At 61.5% G+C, this 20,485-nt stretch carries 17 protein-coding genes; 2 read left to right on the top strand and 15 right to left on the bottom strand.

Annotated features, from left to right (window positions below):
* Positions 1 to 16: 16 nt before the first annotated feature.
* The 9 genes from phoU to PBR20603_RS23570 form a co-directional block, all read right to left on the bottom strand.
* Positions 17 to 724, bottom strand: coding sequence for a phosphate signaling complex protein PhoU (phoU, locus tag PBR20603_RS23610; protein WP_150561890.1), 708 nt, complete (start codon positions 722 to 724; stop codon positions 17 to 19).
* Positions 725 to 746: 22 nt separating this feature from the next.
* Entirely contained in the window at positions 747 to 1,529 is a 783-nt protein-coding gene (gene pstB, locus PBR20603_RS23605) for a phosphate ABC transporter ATP-binding protein PstB (RefSeq protein ID WP_150561889.1), read from the bottom strand.
* A 60-nt stretch (positions 1,530 to 1,589) separates the two neighbouring features.
* The gene (gene pstA / locus PBR20603_RS23600) at positions 1,590 to 2,486 is read right to left on the bottom strand and encodes a phosphate ABC transporter permease PstA (protein ID WP_150561888.1); all 897 of its coding nucleotides are present in this window, start codon (positions 2,484 to 2,486) and stop codon (positions 1,590 to 1,592) included.
* Positions 2,487 to 3,461, bottom strand: coding sequence for a phosphate ABC transporter permease PstC (gene pstC / locus PBR20603_RS23595; protein ID WP_150561887.1), 975 nt, complete (start codon positions 3,459 to 3,461; stop codon positions 2,487 to 2,489).
* 136 nt (positions 3,462 to 3,597) lie between these two features.
* Positions 3,598 to 4,632 (bottom strand): phosphate ABC transporter substrate-binding protein PstS, encoded by a 1,035-nt coding sequence (pstS, locus tag PBR20603_RS23590; RefSeq protein WP_150561886.1) that lies wholly within the window; start codon positions 4,630 to 4,632, stop codon positions 3,598 to 3,600.
* Between the two features lie 493 nt (positions 4,633 to 5,125).
* Entirely contained in the window at positions 5,126 to 6,469 is a 1,344-nt protein-coding gene (glmM, locus tag PBR20603_RS23585; RefSeq protein WP_150561885.1) for a phosphoglucosamine mutase, read from the bottom strand.
* Positions 6,470 to 6,661: 192 nt separating this feature from the next.
* Positions 6,662 to 7,591: a dihydropteroate synthase gene (gene folP, locus PBR20603_RS23580; protein ID WP_425495841.1), complete on the bottom strand. Its 930-nt coding sequence runs from the start codon at positions 7,589 to 7,591 to the stop codon at positions 6,662 to 6,664.
* Positions 7,592 to 7,863: 272 nt separating this feature from the next.
* Complete coding sequence (ftsH, locus tag PBR20603_RS23575; RefSeq protein WP_150561884.1) at positions 7,864 to 9,738, bottom strand: ATP-dependent zinc metalloprotease FtsH; 1,875 nt, start codon at positions 9,736 to 9,738, stop codon at positions 7,864 to 7,866.
* 119 nt (positions 9,739 to 9,857) lie between these two features.
* The gene (locus tag PBR20603_RS23570) at positions 9,858 to 10,508 is read right to left on the bottom strand and encodes an RlmE family RNA methyltransferase (RefSeq protein WP_010805272.1); all 651 of its coding nucleotides are present in this window, start codon (positions 10,506 to 10,508) and stop codon (positions 9,858 to 9,860) included.
* A gap of 139 nt (positions 10,509 to 10,647) precedes the next feature.
* On the opposite strand from PBR20603_RS23570, the gene yhbY reads away from it, so the two are divergent.
* On the top strand, positions 10,648 to 11,148 hold the full coding sequence (gene yhbY, locus PBR20603_RS23565; RefSeq protein WP_150561883.1) for a ribosome assembly RNA-binding protein YhbY: 501 nt from the start codon (positions 10,648 to 10,650) through the stop codon (positions 11,146 to 11,148).
* A gap of 137 nt (positions 11,149 to 11,285) precedes the next feature.
* Here yhbY and PBR20603_RS23560 read toward each other — a convergent pair whose 3' ends face one another.
* The 6 genes from PBR20603_RS23560 to PBR20603_RS23535 all read right to left on the bottom strand — a co-directional run bounded on the left by PBR20603_RS23560 (position 11,286) and on the right by PBR20603_RS23535 (position 18,619).
* The gene (locus PBR20603_RS23560; RefSeq protein ID WP_150561882.1) at positions 11,286 to 11,801 is read right to left on the bottom strand and encodes a DUF4149 domain-containing protein; all 516 of its coding nucleotides are present in this window, start codon (positions 11,799 to 11,801) and stop codon (positions 11,286 to 11,288) included.
* Positions 11,785 to 12,261 carry a transcription elongation factor GreA gene (greA, locus tag PBR20603_RS23555; RefSeq protein WP_150561881.1) on the bottom strand — a complete coding sequence of 159 codons (477 nt, stop codon included), beginning with the start codon at positions 12,259 to 12,261 and terminating at the stop codon, positions 11,785 to 11,787. The genes PBR20603_RS23560 and greA overlap by 17 nt, the downstream gene beginning before the upstream one ends.
* A gap of 286 nt (positions 12,262 to 12,547) precedes the next feature.
* Positions 12,548 to 15,790, bottom strand: a complete 3,243-nt coding sequence (carB, locus tag PBR20603_RS23550; RefSeq protein WP_150561880.1) for a carbamoyl-phosphate synthase large subunit — start codon at positions 15,788 to 15,790, stop codon at positions 12,548 to 12,550.
* Between the two features lie 18 nt (positions 15,791 to 15,808).
* Entirely contained in the window at positions 15,809 to 16,477 is a 669-nt protein-coding gene (gene leuE / locus PBR20603_RS23545) for a leucine efflux protein LeuE (protein WP_150561879.1), read from the bottom strand.
* A 39-nt stretch (positions 16,478 to 16,516) separates the two neighbouring features.
* Positions 16,517 to 17,662: a glutamine-hydrolyzing carbamoyl-phosphate synthase small subunit gene (carA, locus tag PBR20603_RS23540; RefSeq protein ID WP_150561878.1), complete on the bottom strand. Its 1,146-nt coding sequence runs from the start codon at positions 17,660 to 17,662 to the stop codon at positions 16,517 to 16,519.
* A gap of 195 nt (positions 17,663 to 17,857) precedes the next feature.
* Positions 17,858 to 18,619: a FadR/GntR family transcriptional regulator gene (locus PBR20603_RS23535; protein ID WP_150561877.1), complete on the bottom strand. Its 762-nt coding sequence runs from the start codon at positions 18,617 to 18,619 to the stop codon at positions 17,858 to 17,860.
* Positions 18,620 to 18,991: 372 nt separating this feature from the next.
* Here PBR20603_RS23535 and PBR20603_RS23530 point away from each other — a divergent pair, with 372 nt between their 5' ends.
* Positions 18,992 to 20,323, top strand: coding sequence for a C4-dicarboxylate transporter DctA (locus PBR20603_RS23530; RefSeq protein WP_150561876.1), 1,332 nt, complete (start codon positions 18,992 to 18,994; stop codon positions 20,321 to 20,323).
* Positions 20,324 to 20,485 lie beyond the last annotated feature (162 nt).

The following is a 20,485-nucleotide window of genomic DNA, read 5'->3' as shown; positions in this document are numbered from 1 at the left end:
AATAATGTCCGGCCTGTTATTCGCCTTGCACTTTTCGCTGCAGATCTTCGCGCGAAATATGCCGGACGTCGGTGCCTTTGACAATGTAAATGATGAATTCGGCAATGTTCTTCGCGTGATCGCCGATACGCTCGACAGCCTTGGCGATGAACAGGAAATCCAGGCCCGCCGAAATGGTGCGCGGATCTTCCATCATGTACGTCACCAATTTTCGCACGAAGCCACGGAATTCATTGTCGATGGCCTTGTCGTCGCGCACGATCTCGGCGGCCGCCACGATATCCAGACGCGCAAACGCGTCCAGCGTGCGGCGCAGCAGCTGTGCTGCCATCTCGCCCGAGAGCTTGATTTCGGCGAAGTTCACGCTTTGCGCTGCGCCGTCTTCCAGCAGATGACGGGTACGCTTGGCGATCTTCTCTGCCTCGTCGCCTGCGCGTTCGAGGTTGGTGATCGATTTCGAGATCGAGAGCAGCAGACGCAGATCGCGCGCGGTCGGTTGACGGCGGGCAATGATCTTGCTGCACTCGTCGTCGATCTCGACTTCCATCGTATTCAGACGATGCTCGTTGGCGATCACTTCGTCGACCAGGTTGCGGTCGAACGTGTTGAGCGCCTGCATCGCCGTCACGATCTGCGATTCGACCAGGCCGCCCATTTCGAGGACGCGCGAGCAAACCTGATTCAGGTCGGAGTCGAACTGGCTGGAGAGGTGTTTGTCGTTCATGTCGCGGGTTTCCTCGTGGGCATCAACCGAAACGGCCGGTGATGTAGTCTTCGGTCTCTTTGCGGTCCGGCTTGATGAAGATCTTCTCGGTCTCGCCGAATTCGATCAACTCGCCCAGGTACATATAGGCCGTGTAGTCCGAGCAACGTGCCGCCTGCTGCATGTTGTGCGTGACGATCACCACCGTGTAGTCGTCCTTGAGTTCAGCGATCAGCTCTTCGATGCGGCCCGTGGAGATCGGATCGAGTGCCGAGCACGGCTCGTCGAGCAAGAGGACTTCCGGACGGATGGCAATGCCGCGCGCGATGCAAAGACGCTGTTGCTGACCGCCCGACAGGCCATAGCCCGACTGTTGCAGCTTGTCTTTGACTTCGCTCCACAGCGCCGCCTTGGTCAGCGCCCACTCCACGCGGTCGTCCATTTCCGAGCGCGAGAGTTTTTCGAACAGACGTACGCCGAACGCAATGTTGTCGTAGATCGACATCGGGAACGGCGTCGGCTTCTGGAACACCATGCCGACCTTCGCGCGCAGCAGCGCGATGTCCTGCTTCGCGGTCAGCAGGTTCTCCCCGTCCATGTTGATCTCGCCCTCGGCGCGTTGCTCCGGATACAGGGCGTACATCTTGTTGAACGTGCGCAGCAGCGTCGACTTGCCGCAACCCGACGGGCCAATGAAGGCCGTGACCTTGCGGTCGGGAATGCGCAGGTTGATGTTCTTGAGCGCGTGATACTTGTCGTAGAAGAAGTTCAGGTTCTTGACTTCAATCTTCGAGGGCAGTTTGATTTCTTGCGTCGGATTCGTCATGTTCGTCTCAACCGTCAGGTTTGCGTCGTGTCGTAGCGTTGTGTCGTCTCGCGTTGCCGGTTACTTCTTGGCAAACAGCGCGCGCGCCAGAATGTTCAGGAACAGCACCCCGAGGGTGATGATGAACACGCCCGCCCAGGCAAGCGCCTGCCACTCCGCAAACGGGCTCATGGCAAATTTGAAAATCGTGACCGGCAGGTTGGCCATCGGCTGATTCAGGTTCATCGACCAGAACTGGTTCGAGAGCGCAGTGAACAACAGCGGCGCTGTCTCGCCCGCAATACGCGCCACGGCCAGCAGCACACCCGTCACGATGCCGGCGATCGACGCCTTCAACGTGATCTTCACGATGATGCGCCACTTCGGCGTGCCCAGCGCAAACGCCGCTTCGCGCAGGTTGTTCGGCACGAGCTTGAGCATGTTCTCCGTCGTGCGGATCACGATGGGGATTTGCAGCAGCGCGAGCGAAATGATGCCGGCCCAGGCCGAAAAGTGCCCCATCTGCGCCACGACCAGCGCGTATACGAACAGACCGATCACGATTGACGGGGCCGAGAGCAGAATGTCGTTGATGAAGCGCGTAATGCTGGCGAGCCACGACTTCTGGCCGTACTCCGCCAGATACACACCGGCCAGAATGCCCAGCGGCGTGCCGACGAGCGTGGCGACACCGACCATCACGATACTGCCTGCGATGGCGTTGGCGAGGCCCCCGCCCGCCGTGTTCGGCGGCGGCGTCATTTCGGTGAACAGCGACAGCGACAGGCCGCCGATGCCCAGCGAGAGCGTGGTGTAGAGAATCCACAGCAGCCAGAGCAAGCCGAAGGCCATCGCCGCGAGCGACATCGCGATCGCGAAGATGTTCTTGCGGCGGCGGTAGGCTTGCAACCGTACGCGGGTAAAGGCGTCGGTGGGTTTCACGGCTGGCGTTTCCAATTCGAGCGCTTGTTGGGTCATTTATTTACCTTCGCCCTTTTCGAGGCGCAGCAGCATGAGCTTGGACAGCGCCAACACCACAAAGGTGATGAAGAACAGAATCAGACCGAGTTCCATCAGTGCCGACGTATGCAGGCCGGGGCCGGCTTCGGCGAATTCGTTGGCGAGTGCCGAGGTAATGCTGTTGCCCGGCGAATACAGCGAAATGTTATCGAGCAGGTTCGTATTGCCGATCACGAAGGTGACGGCCATCGTCTCGCCAAGCGCGCGGCCGAGGCCCAGCATGATGCCGCCGATGACGCCCGTCTTCGTGAAGGGCAACACGACGCGCCACATCACTTCCCAGGTCGTGCAACCGATGCCGTAGGCCGATTCCTTGAGCAGCACGGGCGTGACTTCGAACACGTCGCGCATGACCGAGGCGATGTACGGAATGATCATGATGGCGAGGATCACGCCCGCGGGCAGAATACCGATGCCGAGCGGCGGGCCTTGAAACAGCGCACCGATGACCGGCACGTTGCCGAGCAGCGCACCCAGCGGCTTCTGGAAGTACTGGCTGAAGATGGGGGCGAAGACCAGCAGGCCCCACATCCCGTAGACAATACTCGGAATGGCGGCGAGCAGTTCGATGGCCGTGCCCAGCGGGCGGCGCAGCCATACAGGCGAGAGTTCAGTCAAAAACAGGGCAATGCCGAAGCTCACGGGCACTGCGACGATGAGCGCGATGACAGACGTGACGATCGTGCCGTAGATGGGCACGAGCGCGCCGAATTGTTCTGCGGGAGGATCCCAGTCCTTGGTCCACAGGAAGGCGAAGCCAAACTTCTGAATCGACGGCAGCGCGCTGATGATCAGCGACACGATGATGCCACCGAGCAAGAGCAGCGTGACGAGAGCAGCGCCGCGAGTCAGCAGCGCGAAAAGAATGTCGCCAACGGAAGACGGAGCGCGCTGCGCGCCCGGCGTTGCGAGGGGGCTAGTGGCTTCTGCCATGATGTCGTCTCAGCGTGAGCGCGCCGCCAGCCGTTGCCAGATCAGAGTTCGGGCTTCGGAACAGGCGGCGCGGATATTGCCGGTTTTGAGGCGCCGGGCAACACAACTTTGCATTGCCCGGAACCTGCAAGGCGCTTTAGATGCCAGCCTTGGTCGCCGACTCGGCAACCTTCGCCTTCCAGCCAGCGCGGATTTGCTTGAGCACATCTTCCGGCAGCGGGATGTAGTCCAGTTCCTTGGCGGTGTTCACGCCGTTCTTGAACGACCAGTCGAAGAACTTGAGCACGTCGGCGCTTTGCGCTTCCTTGCCGGCGTCAGCCTTCTGATGCACGAGCACGAAGGTGGCAGCCACGATCGGCCACGACTTGTCGCCCTTCTCGTTGGTGAGGATCTGGTAGAACGTCTTCGACCATTCAGCCTTGGCAGCGGCAGCAGCGAACGTCTCGGCGGTCGGCTCGACCGTCTTGCCGTCGGCGTTCGTCAGGGCCGTGTACGTCAGCTTGTTCTGCTTGGCGTAGGCCGACTCAACGTAACCGATAGCGCCCGGCAGGCGTTGCACGAAGGCGGCGACGCCGTCGTTACCCTTGCCGCCCGTTCCCGTCGGCCAGTTGACGGTCGTGCCTTCGCCGACCTTGCTCTTCCACTCGGCGTTGACCTTCGAGAGATAGTTCGTGAACACAAAGCTCGTGCCCGAACCGTCGGCGCGGCGAACCACGGCGATGTCGGTATCCGGCAGCTTGACCTTCGGGTTCAGCTTGGCGATGGCCGGATCGTTCCACTTCTTGATCTTGCCCAGGTAAATGTCGCCCAGCACTTCGCCCGACAGGACCAACTCACCTGCCTTCACGCCCGGCACGTTGATGACCGGCACGATGCCGCCGACAACCGTCGGGAATTGGAACAGGCCTTGCTTGGCCAGTTCTTCATCGGTCAGCGGAGCGTCCGAACCTGCGAAATCGACGGTCTTGGCCTGAATTTGCTTGATGCCGCCCGACGAACCGATACCTTGGTAGTTGACTTTGTTGGAGGTCGACTTTTGATACGCGTCGGCCCACTTGGTGTAGATCGGAGCGGCAAACGTGCTGCCCGCGCCCGTAATCTCGCCCGCAATCGCGCCAGCGGCGAACAGAACGCCAGCCAGGCCGGCAATCGCAGTCTTCATCAGCTTCATGGATCTCTCCGAGTTGGTGTGGTACAGCGTGTGGATGGCTCGAAGAATAGATTCCGAATGTGACAGTAATATGTCATTTCGGAAAGCTCACAATATTCGCGTCACAGAGTCGCCTCGGAATTGACACATTGCATTCGCTTCCGCCCTGCGACGGAGATGCCACAAAACCTTTGATTGGCGCGGCTTTCAGAGATTTCCCAAGCGCATTTCCCGCCTAGCGCAGCGGATTCCGGACGTGTGTCAGCGCCGTGACAATGACGGAAAAGTGTCGGAAATAGTCTGACAACACTCAGTCGCAGTGTCACAAATGTGAACGCCCGGTCTGATACATTGCCATGATGGGAAGCTCAAAAGCATGAGCGGTACGGCGAGGTACGGTGATACGGCGATCCATGGCGTGGCGTCGCCGCCGGGAAGATTCAGTTCGTTGAGTGCTGCCGGAACGCTTCACCGGCCGTCGCGCGTTGCGACGGCCGCAGACGGCAAAGGCAGGTCATGCCGCCGATTTGACGATGTTTGCCAGATGTTGGGCCAAGGAAGCGGCTTGCGAATCCTCACGCGCCTCGACCATCACGCGCAGCACGGGCTCGGTGCCGGATGCGCGGATGAGCACGCGCCCCGTGTCCCCCAGCTTGGCCTCGATGGCTTCGCGCTCGGCGGCCAGTCGGCTGTCGTTCTGCCAGTCGTACCCCGCCGGTGTGCGCACGTTGATCATGTGCTGCGGGAACAGGCGCACACCATCGAGCAATTTCGCCAACGGCTTGTTGTCCGCACGGCGAATCGCGGCGAGCACCTGAAGCGCGGAGACGATACCGTCGCCCGTGGTGTGCTTGTCGAGACAAAGGATGTGGCCGGAGCCTTCCGCACCGATCTGCCAGCCGTGTTTGTACAGTTGCTCGAGCACGTAGCGATCACCGACCTTGGCGCGCACGAACGGCACGCCCAATCCCTTGAGGGCGACTTCGACGGCCATATTGGTCATCAGCGTGCCGACTGCGCCCGGCACACCGCCGTTGTCCAGCCGGTCCTTGACCAGCAGGTACAGCAATTCGTCGCCGTTATAGAGACGCCCTGCACCGTCGACGATTTGCAGTCGGTCTGCGTCGCCATCCAGTGCCACGCCAAGATCGGCATGATTCGCCCGCACAGCGCGCATCAGAGCATCAGGTGCCGTCGCGCCGCAGTCTTCGTTGATATTGAAGCCGTTCGGCTGGTTGCCGATCGCGATGACTTCAGCCCCCAGTTCATGGAAGACGTGCGGCGCAATGTGATACGCGGCGCCGTTGGCGCAGTCGACCACGATTTTCATGCCGCGCAGGTCGAAGTCGTTCGGGAACGTGCTCTTGCAGAACTCGATGTAGCGGCCCGCGGCGTCGTCCAGACGGCGCGCCTTGCCAAGCTGCTCGGAGCGCACGCACGTCATCGGATTGTCGAGTTCGGCTTCGATGGCCAGTTCGGTCTGGTCCGGCAGCTTGTTGCCATCTGCCGAAAAGAACTTGATACCGTTGTCGTGGTACGGGTTATGCGATGCGCTGATGACCACGCCTGCGGCCAGGCGCAGCGCCCGGGTGAGATACGCCACCGCCGGGGTGGGCATCGGCCCAGCGAGCATGGTGTCCACGCCCGCAGCGGCGAAACCGGCTTCCAGCGCGGCTTCGAGCATATAGCCAGAGACACGGGTGTCCTTGCCAATCAATACGGTCGGGCGGCCCGCCGTCTGATTACCGGCAAGCACGCGGCCAGCCGCATAGCCAAGCCGCAGCACGAAATCCGGCGTGATCGGGCTTTCCCCCACCGTGCCGCGAATTCCATCGGTCCCAAAATAGCGTCGTTTCATCGTTGCATCGTTCCCTGTTGATACGTCGCGCCGGCTGTCGATCCGCACGCGCGCGTCTTTCATATTCTCTTGCCGCTCGTCATCAGACGACGCAGGATCGCACTGGCATTCTCCATGGTGTGCGTCCCCGATCAGTCCCCGCTGGATACTGCCGCGACGACCTTGGTCTGTCCGGCGCTATCCGCCCCGGTTTTACTCAGCGTCGCGCACGGCTTGCCACACCTTGAGTGCATCGACCGTCTCGGCGACGTCATGCACGCGTACGATGGTCGCGCCTTGCTGCGCGGCACACATTGCGGCAGCGACGCTTGCCACTCGGCGCTCAAGTGGCGACTGACGCCCCGTGATTTCGCCAAGCATGCGTTTTCGCGACATCCCGACGAGTAGCGGCAGCCCATCGCGTGACAACACCCGCAGATGTTTGAGCAAGGCGAGATTATGGGCAAGATTCTTGCCGAAGCCGAAACCCGGGTCGAGATACAGGCGCGCTGGCGCAACGCCTGCTGAAAGCAACGTGTCCACGCGACCGTCTAGAAAAGCCGCCACTTCGGTAACAACGTCTGTGTAGATCGGCGCGTCCTGCATGGTTTTGGGGTCATGCAGCATATGCATGATGCACAGCGCGGCTTCGCTGTCGCGCACCGCTTCGATGGCACCGGGCTGCTGAAATCCCCAGATATCGTTGATCATGTCGGCGCCAGCGGCCAGCACGGCGCGCATCACGCCCGGCTTGTACGTATCGATCGAAAGCGGCACGCCACAATCGCGCAAGGCTTCCACAATCGGCACGACACGCTCGAGTTCTGCGTCCTCTGGCAACGCTTCGGCCCCCGGACGAGTCGACTCGCCACCAATATCCAGAATGTCGACACCGTCGGCGATCAACTGCTCGGCATGGCGCAGGGCGGCGTCTCTGGCAACGAACTTGCCGCCGTCGGAAAACGAATCCGGCGTCACGTTCAGGATACCCATGACGTGAACACGGTGTGCGTCCAGCCTGAAACGCGGCCCGAAGGCGAGCGAATCGGGCTTGGCCGGCGTGTCGGATGCTTCACCTGACAGCACGACGTCGTCGGCACCAGGAAGGTCGGAGGAAATAGATTGAGACTGCTCGGAGGACATTCGGAAGCTCGTAGCTCAGTAAGACCAATATAGCGGCCCGTTCAGCGGGAGGGCAGGCCCGCGCGCCCGAGGCTACCGAGCGCCGCGTATGGCCGTAATGTTACCGGAATCGCTCGCCGTATCGACGGCGGAAACACTCCGTAACACCGATTTTCATCACATCCCAAGCATCGCGGCACTGACTCGCCCCCACCTGCCGCTGAATGCAAAAAGGCCGGCGAGAGGCCGGCCTTTCTGGGTTGGCAGCACTTTCCGCTTGCCAAGGCGTCCGTTTAGACGGTCGCCGGGGTATTGCTGGGCTTGAGCGGCGGATTCCCACCCGACGCACCACCGTTCGCCGAACCACTCTTCGGCGGACGCGGCGGACGGCCATCCATGATGTCGCCAATCTGCTCGCCGTCGATCGTTTCCCATTCCATCAGGGCCTGAGTCATCGATTCGACCTTGTCGCGATTGTCTTCCAGCAGTTTCCTGGCCAACGCGTATTGCTCGTCGAGAATGCGGCGAACTTCACCGTCGACCTTCTGCTGCGTGGCTTCCGACACCGACTTGGAGGACATGCGACCGAACACCGAATCCTGCTCCGTGTCGACGTAGACCATCGGGCCCAGAGCGTCCGACATACCGTAGCGGGTCACCATGTCGCGTGCGAGCTTGGTGGCACGCTCGAAATCGTTCGAAGCCCCCGTCGACATCTTGTTGATGAACACTTCCTCTGCCGCACGACCGCCAAACAGGATGGCAATCTGCGTGAGCATCGTGTCGCGATACTCCGAGTACTTGTCGTGTTCCGGCAACTGCATCGTCAGGCCCAGTGCCCAACCGCGCGGGATGATCGTCACCTTGTGCACCGGATCGGCGCCCGGCAGCAACATCGCCACCACGGCATGGCCCGACTCGTGATAGGCCGTCGCACGGCGCTCCTCGTCGCGCATCACTGCCGACTTGCGCTCCGGACCCATGAAAATCTTGTCCTTGGCGTCTTCGAAGTCGAGCATTTCGACGATGCGCTTGTTACGACGCGCCGCGAACAGTGCCGCTTCATTCACCAGGTTGGCAAGATCCGCCCCCGACATGCCCGGCGTACCACGTGCGATAACCGATGCGTCGACGTCGTTCGAGATCGGCACCTTGCGCAGGTGCACCTTCAGGATCTGCTCACGGCCGCGGATGTCCGGCAAGCCGACATAGACCTGACGGTCGAAACGGCCCGGACGCAGCAGCGCCTTGTCGAGCACATCCGAACGGTTGGTCGCGGCGATCACGATCACACCTGAGTTGGCTTCGAAACCGTCCATCTCGACGAGCATCTGGTTCAACGTCTGCTCGCGCTCGTCGTTACCGCCGCCCATGCCTGCGCCACGATGACGGCCGACCGCGTCGATTTCGTCGATGAAAACGATACACGGCGATTGCTTCTTCGCGTTTTCGAACATGTCGCGAACGCGGGCAGCCCCCACGCCGACGAACATTTCGACGAAGTCGGAACCCGAGATGCTGAAGAACGGCACCTTGGCTTCGCCTGCGATGGCACGGGCCAGCAACGTCTTACCAGTTCCCGGCGGGCCGACAAGCAGCACACCGCGCGGAATACGGCCACCCAGCTTCTGGAATTTCTGAGGATCTTTCAGGAAGTCAACCAGTTCGCCGACTTCGTATTTGGCTTCGTCGCAACCCGCGACGTCGGCAAAGGTGACCGGATTGGCATTCTCGTCGATGAGACGCGCGCGGGATTTACCGAAGGAGAAGGCACCGCCCTTACCCCCGCCCTGCATCTGTCGCATCATGTAGAACCAGAAGCCGATGATCAGCAGCGTTGGTCCGAGGTAATAGAGCACGTTCATGAGCATATTGGGTTCTTCGTCGGCCTTACCCGAGACCTGAACCCCGTACTTCATGAGATCGCCCACCATCCAGATGTCGCCGGGCGACACGATGGTGTATTTCTGGCCGTCGCTAGGCGTCACCTGAAGGCTTCGCCCTTGCACCACCACGTTCTTGATCTTGCCGTTCTTGGCATCGTCCATGAACTGGGAGTACGTCACGCCCTCCTGGACGTGCGGCTTGTCGAACTGTTTAAAAACAGTAAACAAGACCAGCGCGATGACTAACCACACCGCCGCTTTGGAAAACATATTATTGTTCAAAGCGTTACTCCTTCATGAAATCGCTTCGCGCCAGGAATTCATTCTAATCCACTCGCAGGCGCACCGCCATAGTGATTCTCTACCGCCACCATAGCGCCAGTGCGCCGGTTTGACGGGCATCAACCCGGATTTTTCAGACCCCGACCGAGAATGAACGTTTCGGAAGATTTGTCCCGTGACGCCTTGGGCTTACGCGGCGCCACCGTTTTGAACTGGTGTTTGAATTTTTCGACAATCTGGCTATAGCCGCTGCCGTGGAAACATTTGACCAGTAACGCCCCTTCAGGTTTCAAATGTCGCTGTGCAAAATCCAGCGCCAGATCGCATAAATGCTCGATCCGCGCCGCATCGGCCGACGCCACACCGGACAAGTTGGGGGCCATATCGGAAACTACAAGGTCCACTTTGCGTCCGGCCACGATTTCTTCCAATTGCTCGAGCACACTGTCCTCGCGGAAGTCGCCCTGCAGGAAGTGGACGTCGGCAATCGGTTCCATCGGCAAAATATCCAGCGCGATGATCGTTCCGTCGATGCCCCCCTCGACGCGCTTGCCGCCCGCGAGCTTGTTGCGCGCATACTGGCTCCAGCTTCCCGGCGTCGAGCCGAGGTCGACAATGACCTGGCCCGGCTTGATCAGCCGGTCCTGCTCGTCGATCTCCTTGAGTTTGTACGCCGCGCGGGCACGATAACCCTCGCGCTGCGCCATTTTGACGTAGGGATCGTTGATGTGATCGTGCAGCCATGCGTGGCTGAAACGGTTTTTTGCCATAATTCTTCAAAAATACTGCGAATTTGCAGGATAATACGCCCTTGCGCGCCCAAAATCCGTTTGCCCGCCTGTAGTCACTGCAGGCGTTCCGGCCACCGCTTGCGGGCGCATCCTAACTCGTTTGTCTCGTCTGTCTTCTATGCCCGCTTTGACCCTGACCCCGGCGCAACGCGCCGACTTGCGCTCCGCCGCCCATGCGCTGAATCCTGTCGTTCTGATCGGCGCCGACGGCTTGACGCCGGCGGTGCTCAAGGAAATCGACGGCGCCCTGAAGGCCCACGAACTGATCAAGGTGCGTGTGTTCGGCGACGAACGCGACACGCGCGTGGCCATTTACGAATCGATCTGCGACCAGCTCGGTGCCGCGCCGGTGCAACACATCGGCAAGCTGCTAGTCCTGTACCGTCCGACGCCGGACGAAACGCAAGCCCCGGTTCGCTCCAGAACCGGTGGTACCGGCGCAACGGTCAAGGGCCGCGCCCCGCGCACCGTCACGGTCGTCAAGAGCAGCACCAACGCCGGACGTCGCCCCACCGTCAAGAAGGTGACGGTTGCCGGCAACGAGCGCATGACCGCTGGCGGTATCGTCAAACGCGCCAAGAAGCGCCAGACCAGCGTTAAGCGCCAGCGTAACGACTAAGCAAACGGTGGCGGATCAAACACACTTTCCGTCAGCCCTCAAAAAAAGCGCGCCCTGACATCGTCGGGCGCGTTTTTTTATGGGGGACGGCGATTTGGCAAGCCTTGAAGCCAGCGTTATCGCGCCCCCTGCGGCATTTAGCCGCGCACCGGCTGACGCCAGATCAGCGCGATGCCCAGCAAGCTCTGCAGCAGATAAATTCCACTCGAAATACCGTGGAGCATGCCGAAGCGCGCAGCAAGAGGCGACTGACCGATCTCAACACCCGACGCTTGCGCCTGCGCGCGAAGATCCGCCATAAACGGCTGCAAGCCGAACCAGCTGATGAGCACGCAGACCATCATCGCCACCGCCAGCCAGCGCAGGCCACGATAGCTGCGTGCGGCGCGCTCGTCCCCCGTCCGGGCGATGAGCGCCGTTGCCAGCCAGACCAGCAAAACACCGCAAACGAGGCTCAGCCAGGCTTGCGTGTGAAACAGCCGACCGGCAACCGTTCCCGCCACGGTGCGCGATTCGAGCACCGCGAATAGTGTGGGCGCAACGATATAGCCGATTGCCCACTGACTACCGCACCAGACAGTCGCCATCAGGCGGAACGCTCGTTCCAGCCGTGGTGCACTGCCGGCAGACGTCACGTCAGACGTAGCGGACATCGATGATCTCGTACTCGCGCACGCCGCTCGGGGCCTGCACTTCGGCCACATCGCCTGCGTACTTGCCGATGAGCGCACGTGCGATCGGCGAACTCACCGAAATCTTGCCGTGCTCCAGGTCGGCTTCATCGTCGCCGACGATCTGATATTGCACCGTGCCGCCGTTCTCGAGGTCTTCGAGTTCGACCGTCGCGGCGAACACCACACGACCCTCGGCATCGAGTGCCGAAGGATCGATGATCTGGGCAGCGGAGAGCTTCGATTCGAGATCAGCGATACGCCCCTCGATGAAGCCCTGCTTTTCTTTCGCGGCGTCGTATTCCGCGTTTTCCGACAGATCGCCCTGCGCACGGGCTTCAGCAATCGCAGTGATCACGTTCGGACGTTCGACGGTCTTCAGGCGGTGCAGCTCTTCCTTGAGCAGCTCGGCGCCCCGTTTGGTCAGAGGAATGGTACTCATGCGCGTTGTTCCGAAAGACAAAAAAATTGCCGCAGCAAAGCCGCATTCGCACTTTTTGCGAACGCCGCTTGACCGCGGCTGTGACACCTGTATGGCGTTAGTGTAGCAGAGTTGCCGGCGCTGCCAACCCACAGGCTGACGACACGACGTTGCGCCACATATGCAGCATTTGGCGCCCCAGACGGAGATCGGTTCCCCGGCGAGCGCGCCATTTCCGCAACATTGCCCGGGGCAGCGAGCCGCCCCGGGGCACTGACTCCGCTTGCCCGCCTCAGGCGGCGGACATTCAGGCCGGCAGCGAAGCGTGCAGGCTCTGGAGGTCGTACACCTCGAGGTTCTGCAGATACTTCAGGCCTTCCACGGCCGCACGCGCACCCGAGATCGTCGTGTAGTACGTGACCTTGTGTGCCTGTGCCGACATGCGGATCGAGCGCGAATCGGCAATCGCCGTGCGGGTCTCGTCCACCGTGGTGAACACCAGCGCAATCTCGCCGTTCTTGATCATGTCGACAATGTGCGGACGGCCGTCCTTCACCTTATTGACCACACGCACCGGGATACCGGCGGCTTCGATGGCCGCTGCCGTCCCCCGCGTTGCCACAATGGGATAGCCCAGCGCGTGCAACATGCGGGCGACTTCGACTGCGCGCGGCTTGTCAGCATCCTTTACCGTGAGCAGCACCGTACCCGAGGCCGGCAGGCGCGAGCCAGCGGCCAATTGCGACTTGAAGAGTGCCTCGCCGAACGTGCGGCCTACGCCCATCACCTCGCCCGTCGAGCGCATTTCCGGTCCAAGCACCGGGTCGACGCCCGGGAACTTCACGAACGGGAACACGGCTTCCTTGACGCTGAAGTACGGCGGCGTCACTTCGCTCGTCACGCCTTGCGACTTGAGCGACTGGCCGACCATCGCGCGGGCGGCGATCTTGGCCAGTTGACGGCCGGTCGCCTTCGAGACGTACGGCACCGTACGCGAGGCGCGCGGGTTCACTTCGAGCACGTAGATCGTGTCCACGCCGTTGCCCTGCTGAATCGCGAACTGCACGTTCATCAGGCCGATCACGTTGAGCGCACGGGCCATGGCGGCCGTCTGACGCTTGAGTTCGGCGATCGTCTCGGCCGACAGCGAGTACGGCGGCAGCGAGCAAGCCGAGTCGCCCGAGTGGACGCCAGCCTGTTCGATGTGCTCCATCACGCCGCCGATATAGACGTCCGTGCCGTCCGAGATGCAATCGACGTCGCATTCGATGGCATCGTCGAGGAAGCGGTCGAGCAGCACGGGGCTGTCGTTGCTCACCTTGACGGCTTCGCGCATGTAACGCTCGAGGTCACGCGGCTCGTGGACGATTTCCATGGCACGGCCACCCAGCACATACGACGGGCGCACCACCAGCGGATAACCGATTTCGGCGGCAAGCTTGAGCGCTTCGTCTTCGGCACGGGCCGTGCGGTTAGGCGGCTGACGCAGGCCGAGGTCATGCAGCAGCTTCTGGAAGCGCTCGCGGTCTTCTGCGGCGTCGATCATATCGGGGCTGGTGCCGACGATGGGCACGCCGTTCGCTTCGAGATCCAGGGCGAGCTTGAGCGGGGTCTGACCGCCGTATTGCACGATCACGCCGACCGGCTTTTCGAGGTCGACGATTTCCAGCACGTCTTCCAGCGTCACCGGCTCGAAGTACAGACGATCTGACGTGTCGTAATCGGTCGACACCGTTTCCGGGTTGCAGTTGACCATGATGGTCTCGTACCCGTCGTCGCGCAGCGCGAGCGCAGCGTGAACGCAGCAGTAATCGAACTCGATACCTTGACCGATACGGTTCGGGCCGCCGCCAAGCACCATGACCTTCTTCTTGTTGGTCGGCTGGGCTTCGCACTCTTCCTCATAGGTCGAGTACATGTAGGCGGTGTTGGTCGAGAATTCGGCGGCGCAGGTGTCCACGCGCTTGTAGACCGGGCGCACCTTCTGCGCGATACGGGCACGGCGCACCGCAGTCTGGTCGGTACCGAGCAGCTTGGCCAGACGGCGATCCGAGAAGCCGCTCTGCTTGAGGAAGCGCAGTTCGTCGGTCGTCAGGCTTTCCAGCGTGCGGCCAGCCAATGCCTGTTCCTTCTTGACGATGGCTTCGAGCTGCGCCAGGAACCACGGGTCGATGGCCGTCTCCGCGTACACCTCTTCGAGGCTCATGCCCAGACGGAATGCATCGCCCACATACCAGATACGGTCCGGGCCCGGCTCACCGATTTCGGCAACGATCTCGTCGCGGTCGGTCGACTTTTCGTCAAGACCATCCACCCCCACTTCCAGACCGCGCATGGCTTTCTGGAACGACTCCTGGAACGTACGGCCCATGGCCATCACTTCGCCGACCGACTTCATCTGCGTGGTCAGGCGGGCATCGGCTTCGCGGAACTTCTCGAAGGCGAAGCGCGGCACCTTGGTCACAACGTAGTCGATGGTCGGCTCGAACGAGGCCGGCGTAGCGCCGCCGGTGATCTCGTTGCGCAGTTCGTCGAGCGTATAGCCGACCGCCAGCTTGGCGGCGATCTTCGCGATCGGGAAGCCGGTCGCTTTCGAGGCGAGCGCCGACGAGCGCGACACGCGCGGGTTCATTTCGATGACGACCATGCGGCCGTCCTTCGGGTCGATCGAGAACTGGACGTTCGAGCCCCCCGTTTCCACGCCGATTTCGCGCAGCACTGCCAGCGACGCATTACGCAGCAGCTGGTATTCCTTGTCGGTCAGGGTCTGGGCGGGGGCGACGGTAATCGAGTCGCCCGTGTGGACACCCATCGGGTCGAGGTTTTCGATCGAGCAGACGATGATGCAGTTATCGGCGCGGTCGCGCACGACTTCCATCTCGTATTCCTTCCAGCCCAGCAGCGACTCTTCGATGAGCAGTTCGCGCGTGGGCGAGAGGTCGAGGCCGCGCTTGCAGATCTCTTCGAACTCTTCGCGGTTGTAGGCGATGCCGCCGCCCGAGCCGCCGAGCGTGAACGACGGGCGGATCACCATCGGGTAGCCGCTGCCGCCGATTTCGGCCGTGATCTGGGCCTGCACGGCGAGGGCGTCTTCCATCGAGTGGGCGATACCCGACTTGGCCGAACCGAGGCCGATCTTGGTCATCGCATCCTTGAACTTCAGACGGTCTTCGGCCTTGTCGATGGCTTCGGGCGATGCGCCGATCAGTTCCACCTTGTACTTGTCGAGCACGCCGTGGCGATGCAGGTCGAGCGCGCAGTTCAGCGCGGTCTGGCCACCCATCGTCGGCAGGATGGCATCCGGGCGCTCCTTGGCGATGATGCGCTCGACGACTTCCCAGGTAATCGGTTCGATGTAGGTCACATCGGCCGTATCCGGGTCGGTCATGATCGTGGCCGGGTTGCTGTTGATCAGAATGACCTTATAGCCTTCCTCGCGCAGCGCCTTACAGGCTTGCGCGCCGGAATAGTCGAATTCGCATGCCTGACCGATGATGATCGGGCCGGCGCCGATGATGAGGATGCTCTTGATGTCTGTGCGCTTTGGCATAACGTTCTCAACAAAAATTTAACTCAGCGTCGCGGTCGCGAGCTTCACACCGAAGCCGACGAACAGCGCGCCCACGCCGCCGGTTGCCCCGGCGCTCAACCGGCGACGTTGCCGGAAGTGCTCGGCCAGGCGGTAACCGGCCAGGATCAGCGTGCTCAGATACAGGAAACTGCAGGTCTGCACGATCACGCCCAGCACCGCAAACGACACGGCGGGGTAGGCGTAGCCCGGATCGACGAACTGGATGAAAAACGACACGCAGAACAGGATCGCCTTCGGGTTCAGCAAGCTGATGAACAGCGCGCGCTTGAACGGGTGATCGGCGTCGACCCGCTTGGGCGCTGCAACCTCTGCGCCTGCGTTGGCCCGTGCGGCCCGCGCATTGGCGAGTGCGCCGCGCAGCATGTTCAGGCCCATCCAGCAAAGGTAGGCCGCACCGAGGTACTTCACCACGAAGAACAGCGCCGGCTGTGCGTGCAGCAGCGACGCCACGCCGGCAGCCGCGAGGGTCATGAGGATCGTGTCGCCGAGGAACACGCCGCACGCCCCTGCGTAACCGTGACGAACGCCGCGCTGGGCTGCCACCGACAGCACGTAGAGCGAGTTCGGCCCCGGCAGCAGAATGACCACCACCACTCCGGCCAGATAGGTCCAGAGGTTGACGATGCCGATCGAGTTTCCGAGCATGGTGCGCGTTTCCTTATCCGTATCCCGTCGCGGCAGCGCTTACGCGGGCTGCTTGGCGTCGGCCATCGACTGCACGAAGCGGTCGAACAGATAGCCGATGTCGTGCGGGCCAGGCGACGCTTCCGGGTGGCCCTGGAAGCAGAATGCCGGGCGATCCGTCAATTCGAAGCCTTGCAGCGTGCCGTCGAAGAGCGACACGTGCGAGACGCGTGCATTGGCCGGCAGGCTGTTCGCGTCCACGGCAAAGCCGTGATTTTGCGAGGTGATGACCACACGTCCGGTCGCGAGATCCTTGACCGGGTGGTTGGCACCGTGGTGGCCGGTCTTCATCTTGAGCGTCCTGGCGCCGACGGCCAGGCCCATGATCTGGTGGCCGAGGCAGATGCCGAAGGTCGGGATGCGGCGCTCGAGGAACGTCTTCGTGGCGGCGATGGCGTAATCGCACGGCTCGGGGTCACCGGGGCCGTTCGAGAGGAACACGCCGTCCGGATTCAGGGCGAACACGTCGTCGGCCGAGCTTTGGGCGGGCAAGACGGTGACCTTGCAGCCACGTTGGGCGAGCATGCGCAGGATATTGCGCTTGACGCCGTAGTCGAGGGCGACCACGTGGAATTTCGAATCCGTTTGCTCACCGTAGCCTTCGCCCAGACGCCACTCTGTTTCCGTCCACGAGTACTTCTGCGTGGTCGAGACGACCTTGGCGAGGTCCATACCGGCCAGTCCGGGGAAGGATTGAGCGAGGGCGACGGCTTTGCCTTCGTCGGCTTCTTCGCCGGCGAGGATGCAGCCATTCTGAGCGCCCTTCTCACGCAGAATACGGGTCAGGCGGCGCGTATCGATGCAGGCGATGGCAACGACGCCTTCGTCCTTCAGGTATTGCGACAGCGTCTTGTTGGCTCGGAAATTCGAGTCGAGGATCGGCAGATCCTTGATGATCAGGCCTGCGGCATGGACTTTCGTGGCTTCGACGTCTTCACCGTTGACGCCCGTGTTGCCGATGTGCGGATACGTCAACGTGACGATCTGACGCGCATAGCTGGGGTCGGTGAGGATTTCCTGATAGCCGGTGATCGCGGTGTTGAACACGACTTCACCGATGGTGTGACCGGCAGCGCCGATGGCGTACCCACGAAAGACCGTGCCGTCAGCGAGCGCGAGAATGGCGGGTGGGAATGACGGCAGCACGGGAAACTCCTGAAGGGTTCACCCCGGCTGCCAGCCCCATCGTCCGCTCGCGATGACATCAGCGCGGGCACCGGAATTGCGCGGAATATGCGCACAGCGGATGCTCGGACTGCGGACGAGATGTCAGGCGGGTAGGCGCTAGGGTGAGGGTTAAATGACTAAAACCTTCAAAGTATAGCGCAAATCCCAATCATCTCAAAGCTGAACGTGCGGCATGTCAGTACGCTCTGCGTTCTCCCTACGGGTAAGGCCACCGGTTGACGAATACGCAGAGGGGATAGGGAAGTGAATGCCCGCCCGCTGGGCCGCCAGCACGATATGGCGCTCCATCGCGGCCCCTGCAGCGGCGCCGTCGCGGCGGCGCAGGGCGTCGAGGATCTCCAGATGTTCATGATAGGTGGAAAGCACCAGCTCGCGTTGATAGAACGGCAGGCGCTGGCTTTCCATGACGATTTCCGTGCTGCCGCGCAGGATATCGGCAATGGCGGCGTTCCCGGCGAGACCCACAATGCGCAGGTGGAACGCGAAGTCGAGTTGGGCGGCGGTATCGACATCGCCGTCGATCAACGCGCCCTTCATCGTTTCGACGTTGTCCGTGAGCCACTCGATTTCGCTCGCGCTGGCGGCGTGGGCGGCGAGCCGGGCGGAGAAGCCTTCGAGTGCGTAGCGCAGTTGATACGTGTCGGCGAGCGAGATCTGGTCGGCGAAGCGCCAGGCGACGCCCAGACGCGCCGACGCATCGTTCACATACACGCCTTTGCCGGGGCGGATGGCGACCATGCCGAGCGCTTCGAGCGTCGACAGGGCTTCCCGTAGCGAAGCACGGCTGATGGCCAGCTCTTCGGCGAGTTGACGCTGCGAGGGGAGCATTGCGCCGGCCGGGTAGACCTGACGTTCAATGCGCTCGCGGATGATGGCGACGGCGGCGTCGGTTACGGCATGCGCCGAATGCTTCATGAGGCCTCTCAGGGAATGCAGGGATACGTATGGCGCATTGTACGACGCCAAATATCCCCTCACCCGCTCAGGCCGCTGGCGCGCCGGGAAACCTCCGCCGTACCGGGCCAGTGTTCCCGCGTGGCGAATCGCCGTGCCATAGGGAATCCCCTCAGAAGCCGCTTCTTGACCGGACTATATTGGCTTTCTAATATTCCCCATAACATCACTGGTCAGACCGGTATGACTTGTTTGGATGCAGTGAGGTGTTGGCGGGCGTCGAGCGCGCCAATTCGTTGTTGCGGTGGAGAAATCAGCCCCCGAGAGCAGTCCGTCCGACGTAGAGATCGCGAAATCCGAGAGAGTGATTTGCGCAGGCAGAGGAGACAAACCATGCCCAAGCTGTTCCGTTCGTTGTTTGGCCGAGTCGTCATTGCGTTGATAGTGGGTGTGGCGCTTGGCATTTGGTTTCCGCAGTTGGGAGAGTCGTTGCGTCCGTTGGGCGATGGCTTTCTGAAGTTGATCAAGATGGTCATTGGACCGATCGTCTTCTGTGTCGTCGTGAGTGGCATGGCGAGCGCGGGCGATTTGCGCAAAGTCGGCCGGGTAGGTATCAAGGCGATCTTGTACTTCGAGATCATCACGACCTTCGCGCTGGTCATTGGTGCTGTGTTGGCCTGGGTGACGCGTCCGGGTGAAGGAATGAACATCGACATTCGCAGTCTCGACCCGAGCGCGATGGCGGCCTACACCGAGAATGCCAAGGGGTTGAAAGATACTGCTGGCTTCCTGCTGAAGATCATTCCTGACACCATCACCGATGCCTTTGCGAAGGGCGACATTCTGCAGATCCTCGTCTTCTCCGTCATGTTCGGCTGTGCGTTGGCGGCCCTTGGCGAGCGAGGCCGTCCGGTGGCGCGTTTCATTGAAGACCTGAGCCATGTCTTCTTCCGTGTGATGGCATTCATCATCCGTCTGGCGCCGCTGGGTGTATTGGGCGCGGTGGCGTTCACCACGGGCAAATACGGTGCATCGTCGCTCAAGCAGTTGGGATTGTTGGTACTTGTGTTCTACCTGAGCTGCTTCGTCTTCGTCACCGTAGTGTTGGGGGGCGTGTTGCGTCTGGCGGGCTTCAACATCTTCAAGTTCATCAAATACTTCCGTGAAGAGTTGTCCATCGTGTTGGGCACCGCGTCGTCCGATGCGGTGTTACCCGCGATCATGCGCAAGCTCGAGTGGATGGGCATCAAGAAGTCCACGGTGGGTCTGGTCGTGCCGACGGGATACTCCTTCAACCTCGACGGCTTCTCCATCTACCTGACGCTTGCGGTCATCTTCATTGCGCAGGCAACCAACACGCCGTTGTCGATGCATGACCTGATTCTCGTGGTGCTCGTGTCGTTGCTGACGTCCAAGGGGGCGCATGGCATTCCGGGGTCGGCCATCGTGATACTGGCGGCGACGCTGGCGGCCATCCCGGCGATTCCAGTCATCGGCCTGGTCCTGATCTTGCCGGTCGACTGGTTCGTTGGCATTGCGCGGGCCGTTACCAACCTGCTTGGCAACTGCGTGGCGACGCTTGTCGTGGCGGCTTGGGAAAAAGACGTCGACTTTGCGAGAGCTCACAAAGTGCTCGATGGCGCCCTGCCCTATGAGCCGATTGCGACATCGGCCGAAGGTGACGCGCAGGGCAATACCCCGACCAACGCGGCACTGACGCCATAACCGTCACGGCATAAGCCGTACGTGAGATTCAATCAATTTTTGGCCGACGCGAGACGTCGGCACCTTTATCTGGAGTGAAAAGCAACATGGCCCTCGCCCCGCAAGATCCGAACGCACCGGAATTCGTGCGCCGTTACGTCAATCTGGCCGATCCGCGACTGG

Origin of the sequence: Pandoraea bronchicola (assembly GCF_902459805.1) — a bacterium.
Classification (GTDB): Bacteria; Pseudomonadota; Gammaproteobacteria; order Burkholderiales; family Burkholderiaceae; genus Pandoraea; species Pandoraea bronchicola.
This window is presented reverse-complemented; position numbering and strand designations above follow the sequence as displayed.

Excerpts from the sequence above, each read along its gene's own strand:
- phoU (WP_150561890.1), bottom strand. The coding sequence starts at position 724 with ATGAACGACAAACACCTCTCCAGCCAGTTCGACTCCGACCTGAATCAG.
- pstB (WP_150561889.1), bottom strand. The coding sequence starts at position 1,529 with ATGACGAATCCGACGCAAGAAATCAAACTGCCCTCGAAGATTGAAGTC.
- pstA (WP_150561888.1), bottom strand. The coding sequence starts at position 2,486 with ATGACCCAACAAGCGCTCGAATTGGAAACGCCAGCCGTGAAACCCACC.
- pstC (WP_150561887.1), bottom strand. The coding sequence starts at position 3,461 with ATGGCAGAAGCCACTAGCCCCCTCGCAACGCCGGGCGCGCAGCGCGCT.
- pstS (WP_150561886.1), bottom strand. The coding sequence starts at position 4,632 with ATGAAGCTGATGAAGACTGCGATTGCCGGCCTGGCTGGCGTTCTGTTC.
- glmM (WP_150561885.1), bottom strand. The coding sequence starts at position 6,469 with ATGAAACGACGCTATTTTGGGACCGATGGAATTCGCGGCACGGTGGGG.
- folP (WP_425495841.1), bottom strand. The coding sequence starts at position 7,591 with ATGTCCTCCGAGCAGTCTCAATCTATTTCCTCCGACCTTCCTGGTGCC.
- PBR20603_RS23570 (WP_010805272.1), bottom strand. The coding sequence starts at position 10,508 with ATGGCAAAAAACCGTTTCAGCCACGCATGGCTGCACGATCACATCAAC.
- yhbY (WP_150561883.1), top strand. The coding sequence starts at position 10,648 with ATGCCCGCTTTGACCCTGACCCCGGCGCAACGCGCCGACTTGCGCTCC.
- PBR20603_RS23560 (WP_150561882.1), bottom strand. The coding sequence starts at position 11,801 with ATGTCCGCTACGTCTGACGTGACGTCTGCCGGCAGTGCACCACGGCTG.
- greA (WP_150561881.1), bottom strand. The coding sequence starts at position 12,261 with ATGAGTACCATTCCTCTGACCAAACGGGGCGCCGAGCTGCTCAAGGAA.
- carB (WP_150561880.1), bottom strand. The coding sequence starts at position 15,790 with ATGCCAAAGCGCACAGACATCAAGAGCATCCTCATCATCGGCGCCGGC.
- leuE (WP_150561879.1), bottom strand. The coding sequence starts at position 16,477 with ATGCTCGGAAACTCGATCGGCATCGTCAACCTCTGGACCTATCTGGCC.
- PBR20603_RS23535 (WP_150561877.1), bottom strand. The coding sequence starts at position 18,619 with ATGAAGCATTCGGCGCATGCCGTAACCGACGCCGCCGTCGCCATCATC.
- PBR20603_RS23530 (WP_150561876.1), top strand. The coding sequence starts at position 18,992 with ATGCCCAAGCTGTTCCGTTCGTTGTTTGGCCGAGTCGTCATTGCGTTG.